We start from the raw sequence: 19,877 nt of genomic DNA, 5'->3' as shown, positions 1-19,877 counted from the left end.
TCCCGCTGGCCGGCGATGCTCACGTGGCGCGCGCACAACGCGACGCGGATGGAGTCGGTGCGCGTGACGCTCAACGGCAACCGCATCCGCGCCGCCGGCCGCATGATCGGCGGCGGCTGCGACGAACATCCCGCCTTCAGCGCCTCCTACGACCTGGTCACCGACGAGAACGGCGTCACCAAGCGGTTGTCGCTGCGCACCACCACCCCGGCCGGTGAGCGGCATGCCTCGCTCGCCCGCGACGAGGAGAACTACTGGCTGGTCGACGCCGGCGGCAGCCATGTGCGCTCCACCTTCGCCGGGGCGCTGGATGTCGACGTGGTGCTGAGCCCGTTCTTCAACACCCTGCCCATCCGCCGCTTCGGGTTGCAGAACGCGGTGCAGGATGTGCAGGTCCCGGTCGTCTACGTGCGGCTGCCGGATCTGCTGGTGCAGGAAGCCAGCCTCACCTACAGCAGCGGGCCGAACGGCATCAACGTGCTGTCACCGGTTTCCAGCGCGACCGTCACCGTCGATGCCGACGGCTTCGTCCTGGACTACCCGGGTCTCGCCGAGCGCATCTGACCCCGCGCCGGTCAGGGCAGCTCGGTCAGCGCTCCCCCGCGCTGTCCGGCGTCACGCAGGGCCTCGAGCCAACCGTGGTCGCCCGGAGTCACACCGGTGATTTCCCAGCGCTGCGCGGTCTCGTAATCCTGACGCCCGTCGTGCCCGGCTTCGACGAGGTCGGCGAGCGAACCGTCCGCGCGCAGGCCGTCGCGGGCGGCGGTCAGCACGGCCAGGGTGTCGTCGAGCACTTCGAGCAGCGCCGTGGCGTTCGGTTCACAGATGGCCCGGACCAGGTCGGGCGCGGTGCCCGCGACGCGCGTCCCGTCCCGGAAGGAGCCCGCCGCCAGGCCGAGCGCCAGCGGCCCGCCGGCCGCGCCGCTGACGGCCAGCGCCTCGGCCAGCACGTGCGGCAGGTGCGAGATGCGCGCGACCGCGCGATCGTGGTCCGCGGCGACGACGGGCACGACCACCGAGCCGCAGTCCAGCGCCAGCCCGGCCACCCGGCGCCACGGCTGCGCGTGTGTGCCCTCGTCCACGCCGACCGCCCAGACCGCGCCCTGGAACAGCTCGGGAAATGTTGCCGCCCAACCGGATTCGGAGGTACCGGCCATCGGATGCCCGCCCACGTAGTGCGCCGCCAGCCCGTGCTCGCGCACCGCCGCCAGCACCGGCCCCTTCACGCTGACCACATCGGTGAGCGGGCACTTCGGCGCGTAGCTGGCGATCGCGCTCAGCATGGCGCCGACGGCGGGCATCGGCACCGCGATCACGATCAGCGCGCCGGCCTCGGCAGCCCGGTGCAGTGTGCCCACCAGGTCGGAAGTCACCTCGAAACCGTCGGCCCGGGCAGCCGCGGCGCCGTCCTCGGAGCGGTTGTAGGCCCAGACCCGGTAGCCCGCGGCAGTGGCGGCGCGCACCAGGGATCCACCGATCAAGCCGGTCCCGAGCACGCAAACGGGAAGCTTCGGGTCAGGGGTCATCGGAACAGATTGGCATACGACTTCAACATTTCGGCCTAGGCCGACTACCGTTGCGACCATGGCAGCACAGCGCTCGGGCACGAACAGTGCGGCGTCGGAAGATTATGACGCCGTGGAAGGGTTCGCCGTGGCGGTGGTCCGGGAAGAAGGCAAGTGGCGGTGTAGCCCGCTGAGCGAGGCGGCACTGGGCAGCTTGTCCACCGCGGAGACCGAGTTGAAGGCTTTGCGCAGCTCGGGCGCGGTCTTCGGGCTGCTCGACGTGGACGACGAATTCTTCATCGTGCTGCGGCCCGCGCCGAGCGGCACCCGGCTGCTGGTCTCGGACGCGACCGCCGCGATCGACTACGACATCGCCGCGGACGTGCTCGAGGCCCTGAACGTCGAGATCCCCGATATCGACCCGGACGAGCTCGACGACGTCGACCCCTGGGAGGAGGGCGATCTCGGCGTGCTGGCCGATCTGGGTCTGCCGGAGCCGGTGCTGAGCGTCATCCTCGCCGACACCGATCTCTACCCGGACGAGCAGCTGTCGATGATCGCGCAGCGCCTCGGTTTCGACGCCGAACTCTCGGCGGTCCTGGACAAATTGCCGCGTTGACCGAACGCATTCCCGGCGCGGTTCCCTCCGACGCCGAGATGGTGCGCGCCGCGCTCGACGCGGCCGCGGCCGCCGATCCCCGGGATGTTCCGGTCGGCGCGGTCGTCTTCGACGCGTCCGGCCGGGAGCTCGCGCGGGCGGCCAACGCGCGCGAGGCGCTCGGCGACCCCACCGCGCACGCCGAGGTGCTGGCGCTGCGCGCGGCCGCCCGGGTGCACGGGGACGGCTGGCGGCTCGAAGGCGCCACCCTGGCCGTCACCCTCGAGCCCTGCACGATGTGCGCGGGCGCGCTCGTCCTGGCCCGCGTCGACCGGGTCCTGTTCGGCGCCTGGGAACCCAAGACCGGCGCCGTCGGCTCGCTCTGGGACGTGGTCCGCGACCGTCGCCTCAACCACCGCCCGCAGGTCCGCGGCGGCATCCTGGAGGCCGAGTGCGCCGCCGTCCTCGCAACCTTCTTCACTCGCCAGCGGTGACCGACCTCACCGCATTTCGCCAGCTCCCCACCGTTTTCCAGGCGATTTAGCGATCCGCCCGCTCTCCGGTATGGTTGTCGGCGGTGGCGTGTCCGAGCGGCCTAAGGAGCACGCCTCGAAAGCGTGTGAGGGGTAACCCCCCTCCGAGGGTTCAAATCCCTCCGCCACCGCCAAAAAGCCCCGCCCTGTTCGCAGGTGCGGGGCTTTTTCACGTGTGCTCCCACAACTAGCGAAGCCCCGGCGCGGACGCCGGGGCTTCGGGGTGGTGCGGGTCAGCGGGCGCCGGCGCGTTCCGGCTCGCGCTCGACCGCGTCCGGGAACGCCTGCTGCTGGTAGCCGCCGCGCAGGGTGCCTTCCAGGTAGGCGGTGCGGCAGGCGCGGCGGGCGATCTTGCCGCTGGAGGTGCGGGGAATCGAACCGGCCGGGACCAGCAGCACGTCGCGGACGGTGACGCCGTGCCGCTGCGAGATCGCGGCGCGCACGGTGTCGGCGACCGGCGCCGGGTCGAGTTTGGCTGCGCCCGTACCGCGTTCGGCGACGACGACGAGTTGCTCGGAGGTGTCGTCGGCGTCGAACTTCAGGCCGGAGTGGCTGCCCTGGTCGAAGACCAGCGCGGGCAACTGGTTGGCGGGCACGGAGAAGGCGGCGATGAAACCCGGCCGCAGCGCCGTACTCGCCTCCTGCGCGGAGTATTCGAGATCCTGCGGGTAGTGATTGCGGCCGTCGACGATGACCAGATCCTTGACCCGGCCGGTGATGTAGAGCTCGCCGTCGACGTAGGCGCCGAAATCGCCGGTGCGCATCCAATCAGCCTCGGGCGCGGTGCCTTTGGCGTGACTTTCCGGCTGCCGGACCTCGAGCTTGTTGCGGAAGGTCTCTTCGCTCTCCTCTGGCCGGCCCCAGTAGCCGATGCCCATGTTCTCGCCGTGCAGCCAGATCTCGCCGACCTCGCCGTCGGCGCGTTCGGCGCCGGTCTCGGGATCCACGATGACGGCCCACTGCGACAGCGCGACATAGCCGCAGGAGACCTGCGCGATCGCGTTGTCGGCAGTGGGATCGGTCTCGGTCATCCGGCCCGCGTTGAGCTCGTTGCGGTCGACATAGACGACCTTGGCCTCGTCCTCGGCCTTGGTGGCCGAGACGAACAGCGTGGCCTCGGCCATGCCGTAGCAGGGCTTGATCGCGGTCGCGGGCAGGCCGTAGGGCATGAAGGCCTCGTTGAACTTCTTCATCGAGGACATCGAGACCGGCTCGCTGCCGTTGATCAGCCCGATGACGTTGGACAGGTCGAGTTCCTCGCCGGCCTTGGGCAGGCCGCGCGCGGCGGCATGCTCGAACGCGAAATTGGGCGCGGCCGCGAAGGTTCCGGCGCCGTCGGAGACCGCGGCCAGTTCCTTGATCCAGCGGTAGGGCCGCCGCACGAACGCGCTCGGCGACATGATGGTGATGAACCCGCCGCCGATGGTCGGCAGGATGACGCACAGCAGGCCCATGTCGTGGAACAGCGGCAGCCAGGTGACGCCGCGCGAATTCTCCTTCACGCCAATGGCATCGATCATCTGCAGCAGGTTGGTGCCGACGGCGCGGTGGGTGATCTCCACGCCGGCCGGCGTCCGGGTGGACCCGGAGGTGTACTGCAGATAGGCGACGTTGTCGATGTTGATGTCCGGGCGGACCCAGCTCTCACCGACGCCGGCCGGGATGGCGTCGACGGCGATGATGCGCGGGCGCTGCGGAGCGGGTAAGTGCCGGAAGAAGTTCCGCACGCCCGCCGCCGAGGTGGACACCGTCAGGATCGCCGCCGGCGTGCAGTCGCCGAGCACGGCGTGCAGCCGGTCGGTGTGCCCCTGCTCCTCCGGATCGAACAGCGGCACCGCGATATTGCCCGCGTAGACGGCGGCGAAAATCGACACCACATAGTCCAGGCCCTGCGGCGCGAGCACCGCGACCCGGTCGCCCGGCTGCGAAACCTGTTGCAGCCGTGCGGCTACCGCGCGCAGCCGGACACCGAACTCACGCCAGGTGAGGTCCTGGTACTCGCCGTCGCGCTCACGTGAGTAGTCGATGTAGCGGTAGGCGAGGGCGTCGCCGTTCTCCGCGCTGTGCTTGTCGACGAAGTCGATCAGGGTTTTGTCCCCGAGGATTTTGATATTGCCCTGTTCGTCCAGATAGTCGTCAAAGGTCTCGCCGATCATCGCTTTTTTCCTTCATCCAACGCACGCACCGGGAGTGCCGTGACACCGAACACAGATCGACCATGGAGCGCCGGGAAGGTTAGCAGGTTACGCCCCGATAGTCATTCCGCCTGGACATAACTCAGCGTCTCCCGTCTAGTACCGCCCGAAGGTGAGGGCGACGTTGTGGCCACCGAAACCGAACGAGTTGTTCACCGCGTAGTCGATACGACCCGGCCGGGCCTGACCCTTGACGATGTCGAGATCGACGTTCGGATCCTGGTTCTCCAGATTCAGCGTCGGCGGGACGATGCTGTCGCGCACGCTGAGCACGGTGAGCACCGACTCCAGGGCGCCGACCGCGCCGATCGAGTGGCCCAGCGCCGACTTGGGCGCGTAGACCGAGGCGTGGTTGCCGATCGCCTTGCTGATCGCGTTCGCCTCGGCGGTGTCGCCGATCGGGGTGGCGGTGGCGTGCGCGTTGATGTGCTGAACGTCGTGCTTGGTGATGCCGGCGGTCTGCAGCGCGCGGGTGATCGCGCGGGCCGCGCCGGAACCCTCGGGATCCGGTGCGACCAAGTGGAATCCGTCGCTGGTGACGCCCGCGCCGAGCAGCCGCGCGTGGATCGTGGCGCCGCGCGCTTTGGCGTGCGCCTCGGTCTCGATCACCATCATGGCGCCGGCTTCACCGAAGACGAAGCCGTCGCGGTCCATGTCGAAGGGGCGCGAGGCGGCCTTCGGGTCGTGGTTGCGGGTGCTCATGGCGCGCATCATGGTGAACGCCGCGATCGGCACCGCCTGGATGGAGCCCTCCACGCCGCCGGTGACCACCATGTCGGCGTCGCCCATCACGATCATCTTCCAGGCGTTGGCGATCGCCTCCGACCCCGACGAGCAGGCCGAGACCGGCGTGCACGCGCCGGCGCCGGCGCCGAGTTCCAGGCTGACGCAGGATGCCGCGCCGTTGGGCATGATCCACTGCACCGCAAGCGGATTGACCCGGCGATAGCCGCCGTTCTGCATCTTGTCGCGCTGGTCGATGATCGCCTCGGCCCCGCCGAGTCCGGTGCCGATGGAGACGCCGAGGCGGGTCTTGTCCACCTCGGGACTGCCCGCGTTGCGCCAGACCTCCCGGCCCAGCACCGTCGCCATCTGCTCGACGTAGGCCAGTCTGCGCGCCTCACCCGGCGCGAGGTCGGCGGCCGGCGAGACCTTGAGGTGCCCGCCGATCCGGACCGGCAGCCCGAACTGCTCGATGAACGAGTCTTCCAGCACGTCGATCCCGCTCTCGCCGCTGAGCAGGCCCTTCCAGGTCGAATCGACGTCGCCGGCGATCGAGGTGGTCGCGGCGAGGCTGGTCACGACGACATCGGGAAAGTTGCCGAACTTGGTGGACGGAATCTGCATGAGGCTCGCTCTCCTGGCATCACGGGTGGGACCGGTGGAACTGCGCGGGAAGATCGGCAAAGCGCCGCAAGCCTAGAACGGCTGGGGCCGAATCGAATTATCGGGGAGGGTGAGCTAATCCGCAGCAAGACACGCAACCTGGTACGGGCGTACCGGCCGGGCCGTGCTCGGCGCACACTGTCGCGCAGTGCCGCGACGGCTCGAGTAACGTGCACACCGCGCACGGCGGTGGTGGATCGCGGCGGCTGAAAGGTGGACAGTGACGGGCGGGCGGATGGTCGGGCTGTTCGCCGGGATCGGCGGGCTGGAACTCGGCCTCGGCAGGCACGGCTGGCAGACCGAGCTGCTCTGCGAAATCGACCGGGGCGCGCAGGGCGTGCTCGCCGCGCATTTTCCCGAGGTCGAGCTGCATTCCGACGTCACCCGGCTGCGCGCGCTCCCGGCGGGAACCGATTTGGTGGCGGCCGGCTTCCCGTGCCAGGACCTGTCGCAAGCCGGGCGCACCGCGGGCATCACCGGGTCGCGTTCCGGGCTCGTCGACGAGGTCTTCCGGCTGGTGCGCCGCAAACGCGGCCCGCGCTGGCTGCTCATCGAAAACGTGCCGTTCATGCTGCAGCTGGGCCGCGGGGCGGCGATGCGGCACATCACCGGCGTGCTGGAGGAGCTCGGCTACACCTGGGCTTACCGGGTGGTGGACGGGCGCGCGTTCGGGTTGCCGCAGCGGCGCCAGCGCGTGCTGATGCTGGCCTCGCGCACCGAGGACCCGCGCCCGGTGCTGTTCGGCGCCGATGCCGGGCCGCGGGAAGTCGGTGATCCGCACCGGGATCCGTGCGGTTTCTATTGGACCGAGGGGGTGCGCGGGCTGGGCTGGGCGGTCAACGCGGTGCCCACGCTGAAGGGCGGTTCGGCGCTGGGGATCGCGAGTCCGCCGGCGGTCCGGCTGCCGTCCGGCGAGCTGGTGACGCCCGGCCTGATCGACGGGGAACGGTTGCAGGGATTCGCCGCCGGCTGGACCGCGCCCTCGACCGAGGTGCCGGGCGTGCGGCCCGGGCATCGGTGGAAGCTGGTCGGCAACGCGGTGAGCGTGCGAATGGCCGAGTGGATCGGCTCGCGACTGGCGGCGCCCGAGGGTGATTTTCCCAGAGGCTTGCCGCTGTCGGAGAGCACGGCGTGGCCGACGGCGGCATGGGGTCGAGCAGGGGTTGCTCAACGTATGCCAGTGTCCACCTGGCCGGTGCACCAGCCCTATGAGGACCTGAAGAACTATCTCGCCGATTCCAAGCTGCTCTCGGCCCGGGCCACGGCCGGCTTCCTGCGCCGCACCACCATGGGCAACCTGCGTTTCCCGCCCGGTTTCCTCGATGACGTGCACAGCCACCTCGAGCGCATGCAGCCCTGAGCGGCGCTGCGTAACTTGGTAGGCGATGACCAGGCCCCCGACCGACGCGGCGACCAGTGCGCGCATGGCGCGCCAGCGCCGCAGCGATACCAAACCCGAACTGGCACTGCGCAAAGAGCTGCACCGGCGCGGGCTGCGCTATTTCGTCGATCGCGCGCCCCTGCGGGGCCAGCGGCGACGGGCCGACGTGGTGTTCCCGCGGTTACGCGTCGCGGTCTATGTCGACGGATGTTTCTGGCACCGCTGTCCGCGGCACGCGACGGATCCGAAGAACAATGCCGAATGGTGGGCGGCCAAACTGGCCGGCAATGTGACGCGCGACCGGGCCACCGACGCGGCGCTGATCGCCGCGGGCTGGCAGGTGGTCCGGATCTGGGAGCACGAGGACCCGGCCACGGCGGCCGATCGGGTCCAGGCCGCGATCGGGCGATGAACTACCGGCGGCGGCGCTGCTGGACCAGGTTGGTGGGTGCGTGGGTCGCCAGATAACCGGAAACCACCATGGCCGCCATGACCGTGAGCCCGGCGAAGGCGGAAATCAGACCGTTCATTGTTGGAACACTCCTCTTCTGCTTACCCCTGTGATCCAGTCCAGAATCCGCCCTGAACCTGGCAGAACTCTGAGGCGGGCATGGCAGAGAGGTGCGAATACGCCATTGATACCGAAACGTGCGGTCTGTTTCTGGGCTGTCACCGGCCGAGTGCCCGAGAATGGACCCCGTGACCGATAGCCGAGAGATAGCTCACCTACGGCGGAGGGTCGTCCCGTTGGCCATGGCCGTGGCGCTCGTGCTGGCCGGCCTCTGCTATTCGTCCTGGCTGCTGGAGTTCGTCCTGCCCGTGCACGCCGACCCGGTCAACAGCTTCCTGAGCGAACTCGACGCCGAGGGCAAGCCCTACCGCTGGGTGTTCTCCACCGGTGACAAGATCACCGCGACCCTGCTGATCCCCACCGCGCTGGCCGGGCTCTGGTTGTTCCCCAGACGCGCGCTCACCACCGTCGGCTGGGTCGCGCTGCTCTGCTTCAGCGCGTCGACCATCGCCGACGTCCTGCTGCCGCTGCACGACTGCGGCACCCCGGGCGCGCCCGCGTGCGCGGAGAAGGCGCTGTTCCCGCAGCTGCACCAGCCGCATGCGCTGTCCAGCACGCTGGCCGTCACCTCGATCGCGGTCGCGGTCTTCGCGTTCAGTCTCGCCGCCTTCCGTTACCGGCCGCACTGGCGGATCCTGCGCGAACTCGGGCTGGTCTTCCTGATCCTCGGCGCGCTGGCGACCGTCTGGATGCTGGTGGCCGACAACCTCTCCGGCGACTACGCCCTCGGCATCGCCCAGCGCATCCAGGTCGGGGCGATGTCACTGTGGCTGGCCGCGCTCGGCATCGCCGTGTTGCGCGAGGCCCGGGATGACATGCTGACACCGTGAGTGATCGTGTGAACATCTCCTCGGAGTCGGATTTCGAAGACGTCGTCGGCTATTCGCGCGCGGTGCGGATCGGGAACGTCATCGCGGTCAGCGGCAGCACCGCGGCCGCGCCCGGCGGCACCGCGATCGGCGGTGACGATATCGGCGAGCAGGCCCGAGAAGCCTTGCGGCGCATCGCTACCGCCCTCGGCGAGGCCGGTGCGAGCCTGTCCGATGTCATCCGCACCCGGATCTTCGTCACCGATATCGCGCGCTGGCCGGAGGTGGCCGCGGCACACCGCGAGTTCTTCGGCGAGATCAAACCGGCGGCCTCGATGTACGAGGTGCGGGCCTTCATCACCCCGGCGCTGCTGGTGGAGATCGAAGCCGACGCCGTCCTCGGCGGCTAGCGCCTACTTCCAGGCGGGCAGCGCGGGCAGTTCGCCGGTCAGGCCGGCGCCGGCCGAGCGCCCGAGCAGCCAGGCGAGCAGCGCGTGCGACGGGCCCGTGACGGCGTGCTGGGGTGCGCCGACGCCGATGGTAGAGCGGAAGCCGAGATCGGCCGCCTCGATCGCGAAAGCCGGTGCGGGCGTATCGCTTTTGGCGGCGGCCCGGGTGAGATCGGCGGCCGCCTCGGGCAGCAGGCGGGCCACGAACGGCGCCGGCCAGTCCACCGGGCGGTAGCCCAGGCCGAGATCCACGTGGTGAATCTCCACCTCCCGCAACCGCATCCACGGAATGAAGGACCCCGGCAGCTCGCCGCCCTGTCGATTGCGCACGGTCGCGGTCCACGCCGACTCGGGAGCGGTGCACGCCAGCTCGAGCCAGTGCGCCGCCGTGTCCCGCACATCGGCGGCCTGCTGCGCGAGCGGACGCGGCGCGCCCTCCTCGATTTCCCGGTCCCGCACCGAAGGGCTTGCGTACTGCGGGGTTTCGACCCCGGTGCGCGCCCAGGTCAGCAAGTTCACCAGGCTGTCGGCGTTGCGCGCGATATGGGCCAGCAGGTGCCCCTGCGTCCAGCCCGGCAGCGCCGAGGGTTGCTCGATGTCCTTCTCGCTCATCCCCTCGATGGTCGCGAGCAGCCGGGTGGTCCCCTCGGCCACTTGCTCGATCACCTCGACGGGAGCGGCGGAATCAGCGCTGGTCACCTCCCGACCATAATCCCGCCCGGCCCCTACCGGCCACCCAATGCCCGCCGCAGTGCCTCGGCTTGCTCGTGCAGGTCGGCGTCGGGAATCTTGGGCTCGGACCCGTTCTGCGGCAGCAACGGAAACGGCCGCCCGGGCGCCGGATCCACGACGTAGCGCGGCAGCAGATGAGTATGCAGGTGCGGCACCGAGTTCCCGAGCGTCTCGTAGTTCATCTTGAGCGGCCGGTAGTACTCCATCAAAGCCTCGGCCACCCGCATCACCGCACCCCAGTACTCCGCCGACTCCGCGGCGGTCAGCTCGAACGGCTCGGTGATGTGCCGCCCGCGCCAGAGCACCACCGTGTAGCCCCGCTGAATGTCGGCCCGCTGCAACGCGGCATCGATGTTCTCGGAGCTGAAGATCCGCACCCCGTAGTCATCGGCGTCGGCCCGCCTCGAATCGCACATCACACAACCGATACCGCGCGTCAGATTCGCCCAATCGGCGGGCCACTCGATACTCATCGTCTCAGGATGGCAGAACCGGCAGCGCCAGCGCTGGTTGCCGGTTTACTACCATTGCTCAATGCTCGCGACAGTTGTGGAGACGATCTCCACGACAGAACTGACGCCGGCTACGTCCAGGGAAACATCCCTGACGTACACATATGTTTGGAAAGTTCCCTTGTTTCCAGGATGCCGAGTGGCGTTAGGAAATCGCTTGAGAGATTTATCCAGTCTGACGTTGATGGATTCCCTGCCGGTTTTGCTCGACTTCAGGGCTGGAATGGTCAACGACCCGGTGACCGAGCACTCAATCTCTAAATTTGCATGTTGTGCGCCATCGGCATCAACCAAGCGTGCCACTACCTCAACTTGACCAGAGAGGCTGTTCATACGGCATGCACGATCGGAATCCGTATATCCCCCGATACCGCGATAGAGGAAGCCCACCCGGCGACAGAAATCTTCCTCAGAAACATAATCCGTTCCGCTCGCAAGCGAAATTATGGCTTCCGCTCTGTTAACTTCCTTCATAAATTCCAGCACAGTTTGCGGGCGCTCCGAAGGCTTAGAAGTGGCCTTTTTATATAGAGCTATCAAGAGGGTTGCAGCCCTGTCGTCAACCCAGTTTCCAAGCGTTTTTGTGAGAACCTCTACATTCTTCATGAGTTTTTCTCCGCTGGGATCCCTGCCCGTGATTACAAAGAACATCAGCTGCGCGAGACTGTAGATATCGACAGTCTCCGAGCGCGCAGTCTTTGTATTCGGCTCAAAGAGTTGCTCCGGCGCAGCATAATTTATCACTCCGCCGACACCGATATTGGTCGTGACTGTTCTATTTGTCTCATGATAGGCAAGGTCAAAGTCCGTTAGATAAGGAATCAGTTCTCCATTATCACCGCGCTCTGCGATTATGTTTTCCGGCTTTATATCTCGATGCTTCACCGATTTAGCGTGAGCATACTGAACAGTCTGGCAGATATCGAGCAGTAAACGAAGAACTATTTCCGGATCTTCGCGGTCAATATACGCACGACGAAGATTCTCACCGGCTATTGCATCCATGATGAAACCGTATGGCGCTTTGACGATATCGTACACTTGGACAATTCGCGGGTGGCTTAGAGTGCGCATATTTTCGTATCCATGCCGGAAACGACTGACCTTAACTTCGTCATCTAGTTCGTTGCCATGAAACACCTTCATTGCGCGGTTAATCCCGCCTGGCCCCTCGACTTCCCAAACATGGCCATAGCCTCCATGGCCGAGATGCCGAACGACCCGACCGAATCGCGTCTGTTCTCCGATCGTAATGTCCGCCAGATTCTTTCGAAACTCCCTGAGTCTGACGATCAGACTCTTCCAGTCCGGTTCCCGCCGCAAATCCGGGAGGGCATGCTCAGTGTCCTCAAACCACTTCACTATCGGTTCGAGCGTCTCCGCGCAGCTTTTGGCCCCCCGCTGTAGTCGAACTCCACGTTCGGACAGTTCAGACAGTTGATGGTAGTGATACTTATCGATTAGGTTATGGGCCTTGGCCAGAGTCTCGCCAAGTTTGCTGCTTTCGATAGGCTTTCCCTCTCGGGGTGGAAAACCTCTGCCCAGGATTACCGTACCGGCGATATCGCCTTTGAACACCGGGGTTTGCGTATCGACCGGAATTGCTTTTGAAACATAGTCGTACACGCTGTGCAGCGTTACTTGCCCTTCCCAGTCGACCGCCCCACCGAGCAGTGCGCTAGTCAGCGCATCCGTGAAGATACCGTGGCCATCCTGCTCTACAGCGCTCTGTTCGGGGCGGCATGCGGCAAGGATGCATCTACTCTCGTTTACGGACGGTATTTCACGCTCGATGTCAGCAGATCGCAGCGGTCTACTGTCTGTCCAGCTGAATGCGGAACCCGAGTGGCAGCAATCAAGTATCGAAATCACATGATCGAAATTTGAGCTCGCCGACTCCATGATCTGCGCCAGATGACTCAAAGATACTCCGGGGTCGTATGGCTGCGCATCGCAGGTGACCAGATGCCCCGCATTGCCAATCACATGTCCATGGCCCGCAAAATAAAATACCAGCGTATGCCCGCTCTCCCCGTAAGCTATGGCAGAAACTGTTTGGAGAATACCGGAACGAGTTGCTTGACCATCGAGAAGCGTAACGCAGTCGAAGTCGTAGCCCTTGTCCGAAAGGCAATCGGCAACGTCATTCGCGTCATTCACGCATCCATGCAGTGGTGCCCCACCATAGCGGTCGATTCCGACGACAACTGCTCGGTTCATCAGAACCACCTCCGAACCTCTGAACTGAGGATCAGGTTACGCTTCCAAGATGCGAGGCGGGAGCGATCCGCGCAACTACATTCGGTCCTGACGTCGCCGGTGGCTGCGCTGCACCGTGTGGTCAGTGGGTGTCAGCGAGGCGCTTAACCTTGCAACTCGCGCTCGACTGCGCGGGGCGCCAGGGGCCCTTGCTAGCAGCGTCGCCATCCCCGGCTCCGTAGGCTGCGCGAGGGGGATCGATCAGGGCTCGGGCGCCGACACGTAGCCACCGAGAGTCCATGATTCACTACACATGCCATCCACGCGGCAACCACCACCACCGCCGTGCGACCGCGCCCGGCAGCTCCCAGCGCGAAGCCGTACTGGAGCCGGCGGTGCCCACAGTTCAGTGTGATGCAACGTCGACCATGTCCAACGAGGTGCAAGAAGCTCTGCAACGCAAACAAACCGCGAACACGTGCTCTGTTCGCGGTTTGCGCTTCCAACGTTTTCGCTGGTTGTGTGTGCGCCCGAAGGGATTCGAACCCCTAACCTCTTGATCCGTAGTCAAGTGCTCTATCCGTTGAGCTACGGGCGCATGGGTATTCAGTTGTGTGGCGGAGGCGAGAGGATTTGAACCTCCGGTCCCCGTGAAGGGACAACTCATTAGCAGTGAGTCCCATTCGGCCGCTCTGGCACGCCTCCTGGAGCCTTCTCTTCGAGGGCACCGGTCCTTTCGAACCGCCGAGCATGAAGATTACAGGAGGCATCGCTCAGAGTACAAAACGCCTGGTCAACTACCGTAAGTTGCTGTCGAACCAGTCGAAGATGCGGGTTTGGGAGGCGATGAGATCGAAGTCTTCCTCGGCCTCGGGCGCGGCGTGGTCGGCGCGGTGGTGCAGACCCGGGTAACTGACGACGAGGGAGGCGACGGCGGCGAGCGCGGCGGCGTCGCGGAGCTGATCGATATGGGCCGCCGGGATGTGTGGATCGTCGGCGCCGTAGAGCCCGAGCCAGGGGGCTTGCAGGCCGGGGGCGGCCTGGACCAGGGCATCACACTCCGCGGTGAGCGGCTCGATGATGCCGGGGGCGGCGACGCTGACCGCGGCGCCGACCGGCCGATTGGTGGCGACCAGGAACGCGGCGGTGCCCGCGTGATCGAAGCCGAGGACCCCGATGCAGTCGGGGAAGACGCCGTGCGCGGTGAGCCAGTCGTGGCAGGCGTCGAAGTCGTCGAACAGCTCGTCGCCGAACACTTCGTGAGAAACATCACCATTGGCCCGGTGAAAGAGGTTGGGCGCCACAACCGTCCAGCCGTCGAGCGAGAGCGCCTGCATGAGCTCCAGCAACGGTGCGGTGAACTCTCGCGACTCGTGCAGGACGACGATCGCGCCACGCGCGTTCCCGTCCGGCTCGATCACCATGATCGGCACTTGCCGGTCGGCATCCGGTGCCTGCGCCGGAGCGGTGGCTCGGCGTAGGGGGGCAATATCGTCGTAGGTGCCCGACATGGAATCCAGAGTAGGGCGAGGGGCTGATCTTGGCGAGAAATTGCACGTGAGCGCGTTCTAACCGCAATTTTTCCGGTACGCATTACCTGCTTGATCACGCCCGGAAGCCCGAATGAGACCTCCGCGATACGATCGCCGCCGTTTAGGGTGAGAGGGTGAGCGCGCAGATCCGGCCGGACCTTTCCTCCATACCGGCTTACACCCCAGGCCGCAGTTACCCCGGCGCGGTGAAACTCGCCAGCAACGAGACCACGTTGCCGCCGCTACCCGCCGCGGCCAAGGCGATCGGCGCGGCCGCCGAGCTGGCGCACCGCTACCCGGACAACCAGGCCACCGAACTGCGCGCGGCGCTCGCGAACTTCCTCGGCGTGACCGTCGAGCAGGTGGCCGTCGGCTGCGGCAGTGTCGCGCTGCTGCAGGAGCTGGTGCAGATCACCTGCGCCGGCCCGGCGGACGAGGTGCTGTACGCGTGGCGCTCGTTCGAGGCCTACCCGATCGTCACCCAGGTGGGACACGCGACGGCCGTGCAGGTTCCGCTGACCGCGGACCACGTGCACGATCTGACGGCGCTGGCGGCGGCGGTGACGCCCCGGACCAAGCTGGTCTTCGTCTGCAATCCGAACAACCCGACCGGCACCGCGGTGGGCCGCGACGAGCTGGAGCGGTTCCTCGACGCGGTGCCAACGAACGTGCTCGTCGTGCTCGACGAGGCGTACTTCGAATACCTGCGGCTGGCCGGCACCGGCCAGTGCCCGGACGGCGTGGAGCTGGGCCGCGGCCGCCCCAATGTCATTGTGCTGCGTACCTTCTCGAAGGCCTACGGGCTGGCGGGCCTGCGCGTGGGTTACGCGGTCGGCGATCCGGAGGTGATCACCGCGCTGATGAAGGTGCACATCCCGTTCAGCGTGAACCGGGTGGCGCAGGCGGCGGCGATCGCGTCCCTGGAGGCGCGCGGTGAGCTGCTCGATCGGACGCACGCGCTGATCGTCGAGCGCGAGCGCGTCCGGGACGCGCTGCGCACCGCCGGCTACGCGGTGCCGCCGAGCGAGACCAACTTCGTCTGGCTGCCGCTGGGCGAGCGCAGCGGCGCGTTCGCGGAGGCCAGCGCGGAAGCGGGCGTGCTGGTGCGGCCCTACGGCACCGACGGCGTGCGGGTCACCACCGGCGATCCGCACGAGAACGACCAGTTCTTGCGTTTCGCCACCGACCCCGCGGTGGCGGCGCGCTTCAGCTGAGGCCCGCCGAGACCGCCGGCCAGGAGTCCGACAGTTCGTCGACCCAGTACGGCCAGGAGTGGGTTCCGGTCGGGCGCAGGCTGACCGCGGCCGGAATCCGCAGGGCGGCAAGGCGATCGGCCAGGGTACGGGTGCAGGTGAAGGTGGCGGCCTCCAGCGGGCCGCCGAATCCGATGGCGCTGACCACCTCGGGGTTGCCGGGCACGTCGTACTTGCCGGGGATGCCGCTGCCCGCGGACAGATAGATCGCCATGCCCCGCAGCGCCTCCGCCTGCGAGAGCACATCGTGGGCCTGCCACTGCGGATCGTCCTCGGTGCCGAACATGTTGTCCGCCTTGCCGTTATAGGTGGCGATCACGGCGCGGGTCTGGGCTTGCCCGGTGTCGCTGCCCATTTCGTAGCAGCCGCTGTGCCCGGCCACCGCGGAATACAGCTCCGGCTGCCGGACCGCCAGCATCAGGGCGGCCTCGGCGCCCATCGAGACGCCCATCACCGCGTTGCGGCCGTTGCCGTCGAACCGCGCGTCGATCAGCGGCGGCAGTTCCGCGGTCAGAAAGGTCTCCCACTTGTTCAGGCCCAGGACCGGGTCGGGACGCTGCCAGTCGGTGTAGTAGCTGGCCGGACCGCCCACGGTGAGTACCACCGTGACGTCCTTGTCCTCGAAGAATTCGGCGGCCCCGCCGAGCACGGTCCAGTTGTTGCTCTCGGATTTCGCGCTGCGGCCGTCGAGCATGTAGACGACGGGGCGGGGCTGGGAGGTATTGCGCGGCAGCAGAACCTGCACTTCGACGGTGCGGCGCATGGCGGGCGAGGAGACGAGCACGCTGAGCCTGCGCGGGCCGATCTGGATGACACGCTCGATGAACGGCGTGCTCGGCGGCGTGGTGGTGGGCTCGGCCGGGTCGGGCTTGTCCGAGGAGCCGCTGTTGGGTCTGTCCGGAGGGTCTGCGAGCACAAGAGGTGTCCCGGCCGCCGTACCCGCTAGTAGGGCCGCAGCGACGAGGACGCCGGATAGTCGGCGTCTGATGTGCTCGGAGAGGGTTCTGCGCCGAGACCGCATACCGCCATACTGCCAGAAATGTACGGTTCGACCCCCGCGCCAGCGATTCTCGCGGCGAGTCCTGCGGGCGCGTCGGCCGGGCCTGGCACGGGTGTTCGATCCGGGACGAAAGCGCCAGCCGACCGGGACGAAGGCGCCTAGCTAACTCCGATTCGGTCGCTTGATTGATAGCTGATACCAATCCATCGGCAAATACGCCGAATTCGGGCACACAGTCAGCACACTGGTCGTACGCTTTCTTCGGGCCTTCGTCAGGCGTCGATCGGAAATCGTATGACCGCGCGCAGCTCTGCCCCACACCCTGATCACGGTGTTGCGTGCGCGGATGTGCGCGAAGGACGCCGAGGTGGTGCCCGCCTCGGTAACACCCCGTGCCCAGTACTCGATCTCGAGTGCGGGCTACTTCACGGCATCGGTGGCGGTCGGCCGTACCGCGCTCCCCCGTTGCCGCCCGGCGGCTGCCGCGCATACCCCGCGCGAACTTTTGCGGGGGCGCGCCGCTCCCCCGGCCGGCCTACGCCGGTGATCGATCCCAGCTCCACGTTCGCTGTCTTGTCTGCTCGCAGTACCTGATGCCCGACCGGAGAAATCGTGAACCACATGTTGCCTGTTCGACAGTTCGAAAAACTAACCGACGCAGGGGCGTTCGGCCCGGAGCAGGCGCGCCGGCTGCGCGAGTGCGACGAGTTCTTCCGACAACCGGAACTGGCGCACCTGCCGAGTCATCGCCGCCGGGTCGCCCTGCGCGAACTCGAACACGAGTCCACCTACGAGCACACCGCCGAGGAAATCCTGATCGGCGCCCGGCTCGCCTGGCGCAACCACGCCCGCTGCGTCGGCCGGAAGCATTGGCGCGCACTGAAATTGATCGACGCGCGGCAGGTGTCCTCGGCCCGGGAGCTGGCCGAGGCCTGCTGGGAGCATCTGCGCCTGGCCACCAACGGCGGCGCGGTCCAATCCATGATCACCGTCGGCCCGCCGCGCCGGCCCGGTGGCCGCGAATTCCGCATCGTCTCACCACAACTCATCCGCTACGCCGGATACAGCAACGGTGACGGCACCGTCACCGGCGATGCCGCCCACATCGCGATCACCGAGTTCGCGCAGAAGCTCGGCTGGCGCGGGGCGCGCACGCCGTTCGACATCCTGCCGGTGCTGATCAGCACCCCCGACGAGCCGATCCGCTGGTTCGACGTGCCACCCGAGCTGGCCCGCGAGGTGGCGCTCGAGCACCCGGACTTCGACTGGTTCGCCGGGCTCGGCCTGAAATGGCATGCGGTACCGGTGGTTTCGAACATGGACCTGGAGATCGGCGGCGTCACCTATCCGTGCGCGCCGTTCAACGGCTGGTACGTCGGCACCGAGATCGGCGCCCGCAACCTGTCCGACACCAACCGCTACAACATGCTCCCGCTGATCGCCGACATGATGAACCTGGACACCTCGAGTGCCCGCACCCTGTGGCGCGACCAGGCTTTGATCGAACTCAACCGCGCGGTACTGCACAGCTATCGCAAGGCGGGCGTCTACGTCGTCGACCATCACACCGTCGCCAAGCAGTTCTGCGACCACGTCGCTCGCGAGCAATCGGCCGGCCGCACCTGCCCCACCGACTGGTCCTGGATCAACCCGCCCATCTCCTCGGGCCTGACCCCCACCTTCCAGCGCTACTTCGACCCGCCGGACGATCTGATCCGCCCGAACTTCGTCCGCCGGGGGTGAGCAAAAAGGCCTCTGACCTGGTTACCCAGGCCAGAGGCCGCAGCGGAGACGGAGGGATTTGAACCCCCGATGGTGTTACCCATGCTCGCTTTCAAGGCGAGTGCATTCGGCCGCTCTGCCACGTCTCCAGGGCCCTGATGCTATCGCACCGCGCAGTCGGCACGCTTTCCGATTACCGGGCCGACGCGGGCCGGGAGCACGACTTTCAGCGGGTGGTCGCGATCAGGGCGCGATCCAGCGCCGCGGGCGCCGCGCAACCGGCAAGGCCCAGTGCGGAATCGAAGTCGGCGAGCAGCAGCCGCAGCGCGTGCCGGGCGCCCGCGCGGCCGGCGATGCCGAGGCCGTAGGCCCACGGGCGGCCGTACAGTACGGCCTTCGCGCCCAGCGCCAGCGCGACGAGCATGTCGGAGCCGGTGCGCACGCCGGAGTCGAACAGCACGTCCGCGCGATCGCCGACGGAGGCGACCACCGCGGGCAGCGCGTCCAGGGATGCGATGGCGCCGTCCACCTGACGGCCGCCGTGGTTGCTGACGATCACCGCGTCGGCGCCCGCGTCCACGACCTGGCGGGCGTCGTCGGGATGCTGAATGCCCTTCACCGCGATCGGCAGATCGGTCCATTCGCGCAGGTGCGCCAGATCGGCCGGGCGCAGGGTGTGGTTGCCGAACAGGCCGACCCAGGTGAGGATCGCGATCTGCATCGCCTCCGGGCTCTGCTCCGGCGGGGCCGCCAGCTTCGCCCGGAAGACCGGGTCGGACAGGTAATTGGCGATGCCCTTGCCGTGCAGGAACGGCAGATGCGCCAGTTCGAGATCGCGCGGCCGCCAGCCCAGGCTCGGGGTGTCGACGGTGACCACGATGGCCTTCGCGCCCGCGCGGTCGGCGCGCTCGACGAAGGAGCGGGCCAGATCGTCGTCGTTCGGCCAGTACAGCTGATACCACCACTCGCCCGCGGCGGCGCCGACCTCCTCGATGGTGGAGGACGACGCGGTGGACAGCACCGAGCCGATCCCGAGTTCCTTGGTGACATCGGCGACGACCACCTCGCCCTTGTCGTGCATCAACTCCAGCACGCCCACGGGAGCGGTCAGCACCGGCGCGGCAAGGCGGGTGCCGAGCACTTCCACCGACAGATCCCGCGCGCCGGGACCGGTGGTGCCGCGCAGCATCCGCGGCACGATCCGGTGCCGATCGAACGCGGCCCGATTGGCCGCGGCCGTTCGCTCCGCGGAGGCGCTACCCGCGACGTACGCGAACTCGGCGGCGCCGAGCACCTCGCGCGCCCGCTGTTCCAATCCGGCTGCCGTCATCGGCAACTCGGGTACCGCGCCACCCAGTCCCGCCAGGTAGATCTCGTTCTGGAAGTCGATAAAGCTGCTCACGGCCCGAACGCTAGTCTTTCCGGCCGCCCGGCGCGCGCCGCTCACCCATATTTCCGCAACCCGGCGGCACTCGCCGACGCGTCCGGCGAGCGGGCGGC

18 protein-coding genes and 4 tRNA genes are annotated in these 19,877 nt (G+C 67.3%); 10 read left to right on the top strand and 12 right to left on the bottom strand.

Annotated elements, in window-relative coordinates:
* The first annotated feature begins 15 nt into the window (after positions 1 to 15).
* A complete protein-coding gene (locus AB0H76_RS25510; RefSeq protein WP_357329898.1) occupies positions 16 to 564 on the top strand; it encodes a putative glycolipid-binding domain-containing protein in 549 nt (182 codons plus the stop codon).
* Between the two features lie 11 nt (positions 565 to 575).
* On the opposite strand, the gene AB0H76_RS25505 is transcribed toward AB0H76_RS25510, so the two are convergent.
* Entirely contained in the window at positions 576 to 1,526 is a 951-nt protein-coding gene (locus AB0H76_RS25505) for a prephenate dehydrogenase (protein ID WP_357328736.1), read from the bottom strand.
* A gap of 58 nt (positions 1,527 to 1,584) precedes the next feature.
* Here AB0H76_RS25505 and AB0H76_RS25500 point away from each other — a divergent pair, with 58 nt between their 5' ends.
* From AB0H76_RS25500 to AB0H76_RS25490, 3 genes are all read left to right on the top strand, one after another.
* Positions 1,585 to 2,124: a tRNA adenosine deaminase-associated protein gene (locus AB0H76_RS25500; RefSeq protein WP_357328733.1), complete on the top strand. Its 540-nt coding sequence runs from the start codon at positions 1,585 to 1,587 to the stop codon at positions 2,122 to 2,124.
* 38 nt (positions 2,125 to 2,162) lie between these two features.
* A complete protein-coding gene (locus AB0H76_RS25495) occupies positions 2,163 to 2,597 on the top strand; it encodes a nucleoside deaminase (protein ID WP_357329896.1) in 435 nt (144 codons plus the stop codon).
* A gap of 82 nt (positions 2,598 to 2,679) precedes the next feature.
* A tRNA-Ser gene (locus AB0H76_RS25490) sits at positions 2,680 to 2,770 on the top strand.
* A gap of 99 nt (positions 2,771 to 2,869) precedes the next feature.
* Here AB0H76_RS25490 and fadD32 read toward each other — a convergent pair.
* Both fadD32 and AB0H76_RS25480 read right to left on the bottom strand, forming a co-directional pair.
* A complete protein-coding gene (gene fadD32 / locus AB0H76_RS25485; protein WP_357329894.1) occupies positions 2,870 to 4,789 on the bottom strand; it encodes a long-chain-fatty-acid--AMP ligase FadD32 in 1,920 nt (639 codons plus the stop codon).
* Positions 4,790 to 4,927: 138 nt separating this feature from the next.
* On the bottom strand, positions 4,928 to 6,178 hold the full coding sequence (locus tag AB0H76_RS25480; RefSeq protein WP_357328730.1) for a KasA/KasB family beta-ketoacyl-ACP synthase: 1,251 nt from the start codon (positions 6,176 to 6,178) through the stop codon (positions 4,928 to 4,930).
* Between the two features lie 274 nt (positions 6,179 to 6,452).
* Between AB0H76_RS25480 and dcm the strand changes: the two genes are divergently transcribed.
* The 4 genes from dcm to AB0H76_RS25460 all read left to right on the top strand — a co-directional run bounded on the left by dcm (position 6,453) and on the right by AB0H76_RS25460 (position 9,388).
* Entirely contained in the window at positions 6,453 to 7,577 is a 1,125-nt protein-coding gene (gene dcm, locus AB0H76_RS25475; protein WP_357329892.1) for a DNA (cytosine-5-)-methyltransferase, read from the top strand.
* A gap of 25 nt (positions 7,578 to 7,602) precedes the next feature.
* A complete protein-coding gene (locus AB0H76_RS25470) occupies positions 7,603 to 8,010 on the top strand; it encodes a very short patch repair endonuclease (protein ID WP_357328727.1) in 408 nt (135 codons plus the stop codon).
* A 341-nt stretch (positions 8,011 to 8,351) separates the two neighbouring features.
* Positions 8,352 to 8,999 (top strand): DUF998 domain-containing protein, encoded by a 648-nt coding sequence (locus AB0H76_RS25465; protein ID WP_357329890.1) that lies wholly within the window; start codon positions 8,352 to 8,354, stop codon positions 8,997 to 8,999.
* Positions 8,996 to 9,388, top strand: a complete 393-nt coding sequence (locus AB0H76_RS25460) for a RidA family protein (protein WP_357328724.1) — start codon at positions 8,996 to 8,998, stop codon at positions 9,386 to 9,388. The genes AB0H76_RS25465 and AB0H76_RS25460 overlap by 4 nt, the downstream gene beginning before the upstream one ends.
* A 3-nt stretch (positions 9,389 to 9,391) precedes the next feature.
* Here the strand turns inward: AB0H76_RS25460 and AB0H76_RS25455 are convergent, their stop codons facing one another.
* The 6 genes from AB0H76_RS25455 to AB0H76_RS25430 all read right to left on the bottom strand — a co-directional run bounded on the left by AB0H76_RS25455 (position 9,392) and on the right by AB0H76_RS25430 (position 14,381).
* Entirely contained in the window at positions 9,392 to 10,126 is a 735-nt protein-coding gene (locus AB0H76_RS25455; RefSeq protein ID WP_357328722.1) for a maleylpyruvate isomerase family mycothiol-dependent enzyme, read from the bottom strand.
* 26 nt (positions 10,127 to 10,152) lie between these two features.
* Positions 10,153 to 10,632, bottom strand: coding sequence for an HIT family protein (locus AB0H76_RS25450; protein WP_357328719.1), 480 nt, complete (start codon positions 10,630 to 10,632; stop codon positions 10,153 to 10,155).
* A 48-nt stretch (positions 10,633 to 10,680) separates the two neighbouring features.
* Positions 10,681 to 12,891, bottom strand: coding sequence for a caspase family protein (locus AB0H76_RS25445; RefSeq protein WP_357328716.1), 2,211 nt, complete (start codon positions 12,889 to 12,891; stop codon positions 10,681 to 10,683).
* Positions 12,892 to 13,395: 504 nt separating this feature from the next.
* A tRNA-Arg gene (locus tag AB0H76_RS25440) sits at positions 13,396 to 13,468 on the bottom strand.
* A 17-nt stretch (positions 13,469 to 13,485) separates the two neighbouring features.
* Positions 13,486 to 13,575: transfer RNA gene (locus AB0H76_RS25435), tRNA-Ser, on the bottom strand.
* Between the two features lie 92 nt (positions 13,576 to 13,667).
* On the bottom strand, positions 13,668 to 14,381 hold the full coding sequence (locus AB0H76_RS25430; protein ID WP_357328713.1) for a dienelactone hydrolase family protein: 714 nt from the start codon (positions 14,379 to 14,381) through the stop codon (positions 13,668 to 13,670).
* A gap of 155 nt (positions 14,382 to 14,536) precedes the next feature.
* Between AB0H76_RS25430 and hisC the strand changes: the two genes are divergently transcribed.
* Entirely contained in the window at positions 14,537 to 15,616 is a 1,080-nt protein-coding gene (gene hisC, locus AB0H76_RS25425; protein ID WP_357328710.1) for a histidinol-phosphate transaminase, read from the top strand.
* Here hisC and AB0H76_RS25420 read toward each other — a convergent pair.
* Positions 15,609 to 16,571 (bottom strand): alpha/beta hydrolase family protein, encoded by a 963-nt coding sequence (locus AB0H76_RS25420; RefSeq protein ID WP_357328707.1) that lies wholly within the window; start codon positions 16,569 to 16,571, stop codon positions 15,609 to 15,611. The two genes, hisC and AB0H76_RS25420, sit on opposite strands and share 8 nt — an antisense overlap.
* Before the next feature lie 705 nt (positions 16,572 to 17,276).
* Here AB0H76_RS25420 and AB0H76_RS25415 point away from each other — a divergent pair.
* Complete coding sequence (locus AB0H76_RS25415) at positions 17,277 to 18,398, top strand: nitric oxide synthase oxygenase (protein ID WP_357328704.1); 1,122 nt, start codon at positions 17,277 to 17,279, stop codon at positions 18,396 to 18,398.
* A 43-nt stretch (positions 18,399 to 18,441) separates the two neighbouring features.
* On the opposite strand, the gene AB0H76_RS25410 is transcribed toward AB0H76_RS25415, so the two are convergent.
* Positions 18,442 to 18,526 (bottom strand) — tRNA-Ser (locus AB0H76_RS25410).
* A gap of 77 nt (positions 18,527 to 18,603) precedes the next feature.
* Positions 18,604 to 19,779 (bottom strand): lactate 2-monooxygenase, encoded by a 1,176-nt coding sequence (locus AB0H76_RS25405; RefSeq protein ID WP_357328702.1) that lies wholly within the window; start codon positions 19,777 to 19,779, stop codon positions 18,604 to 18,606.
* Positions 19,780 to 19,877 lie beyond the last annotated feature (98 nt).

The organism is Nocardia sp. NPDC050712, from assembly GCF_040654295.1.
Taxonomy (GTDB): domain Bacteria; phylum Actinomycetota; class Actinomycetes; order Mycobacteriales; family Mycobacteriaceae; genus Nocardia.
Note: the sequence above shows the minus strand (reverse complement) of the source record. Positions and strands in the feature narration are given on the sequence as shown.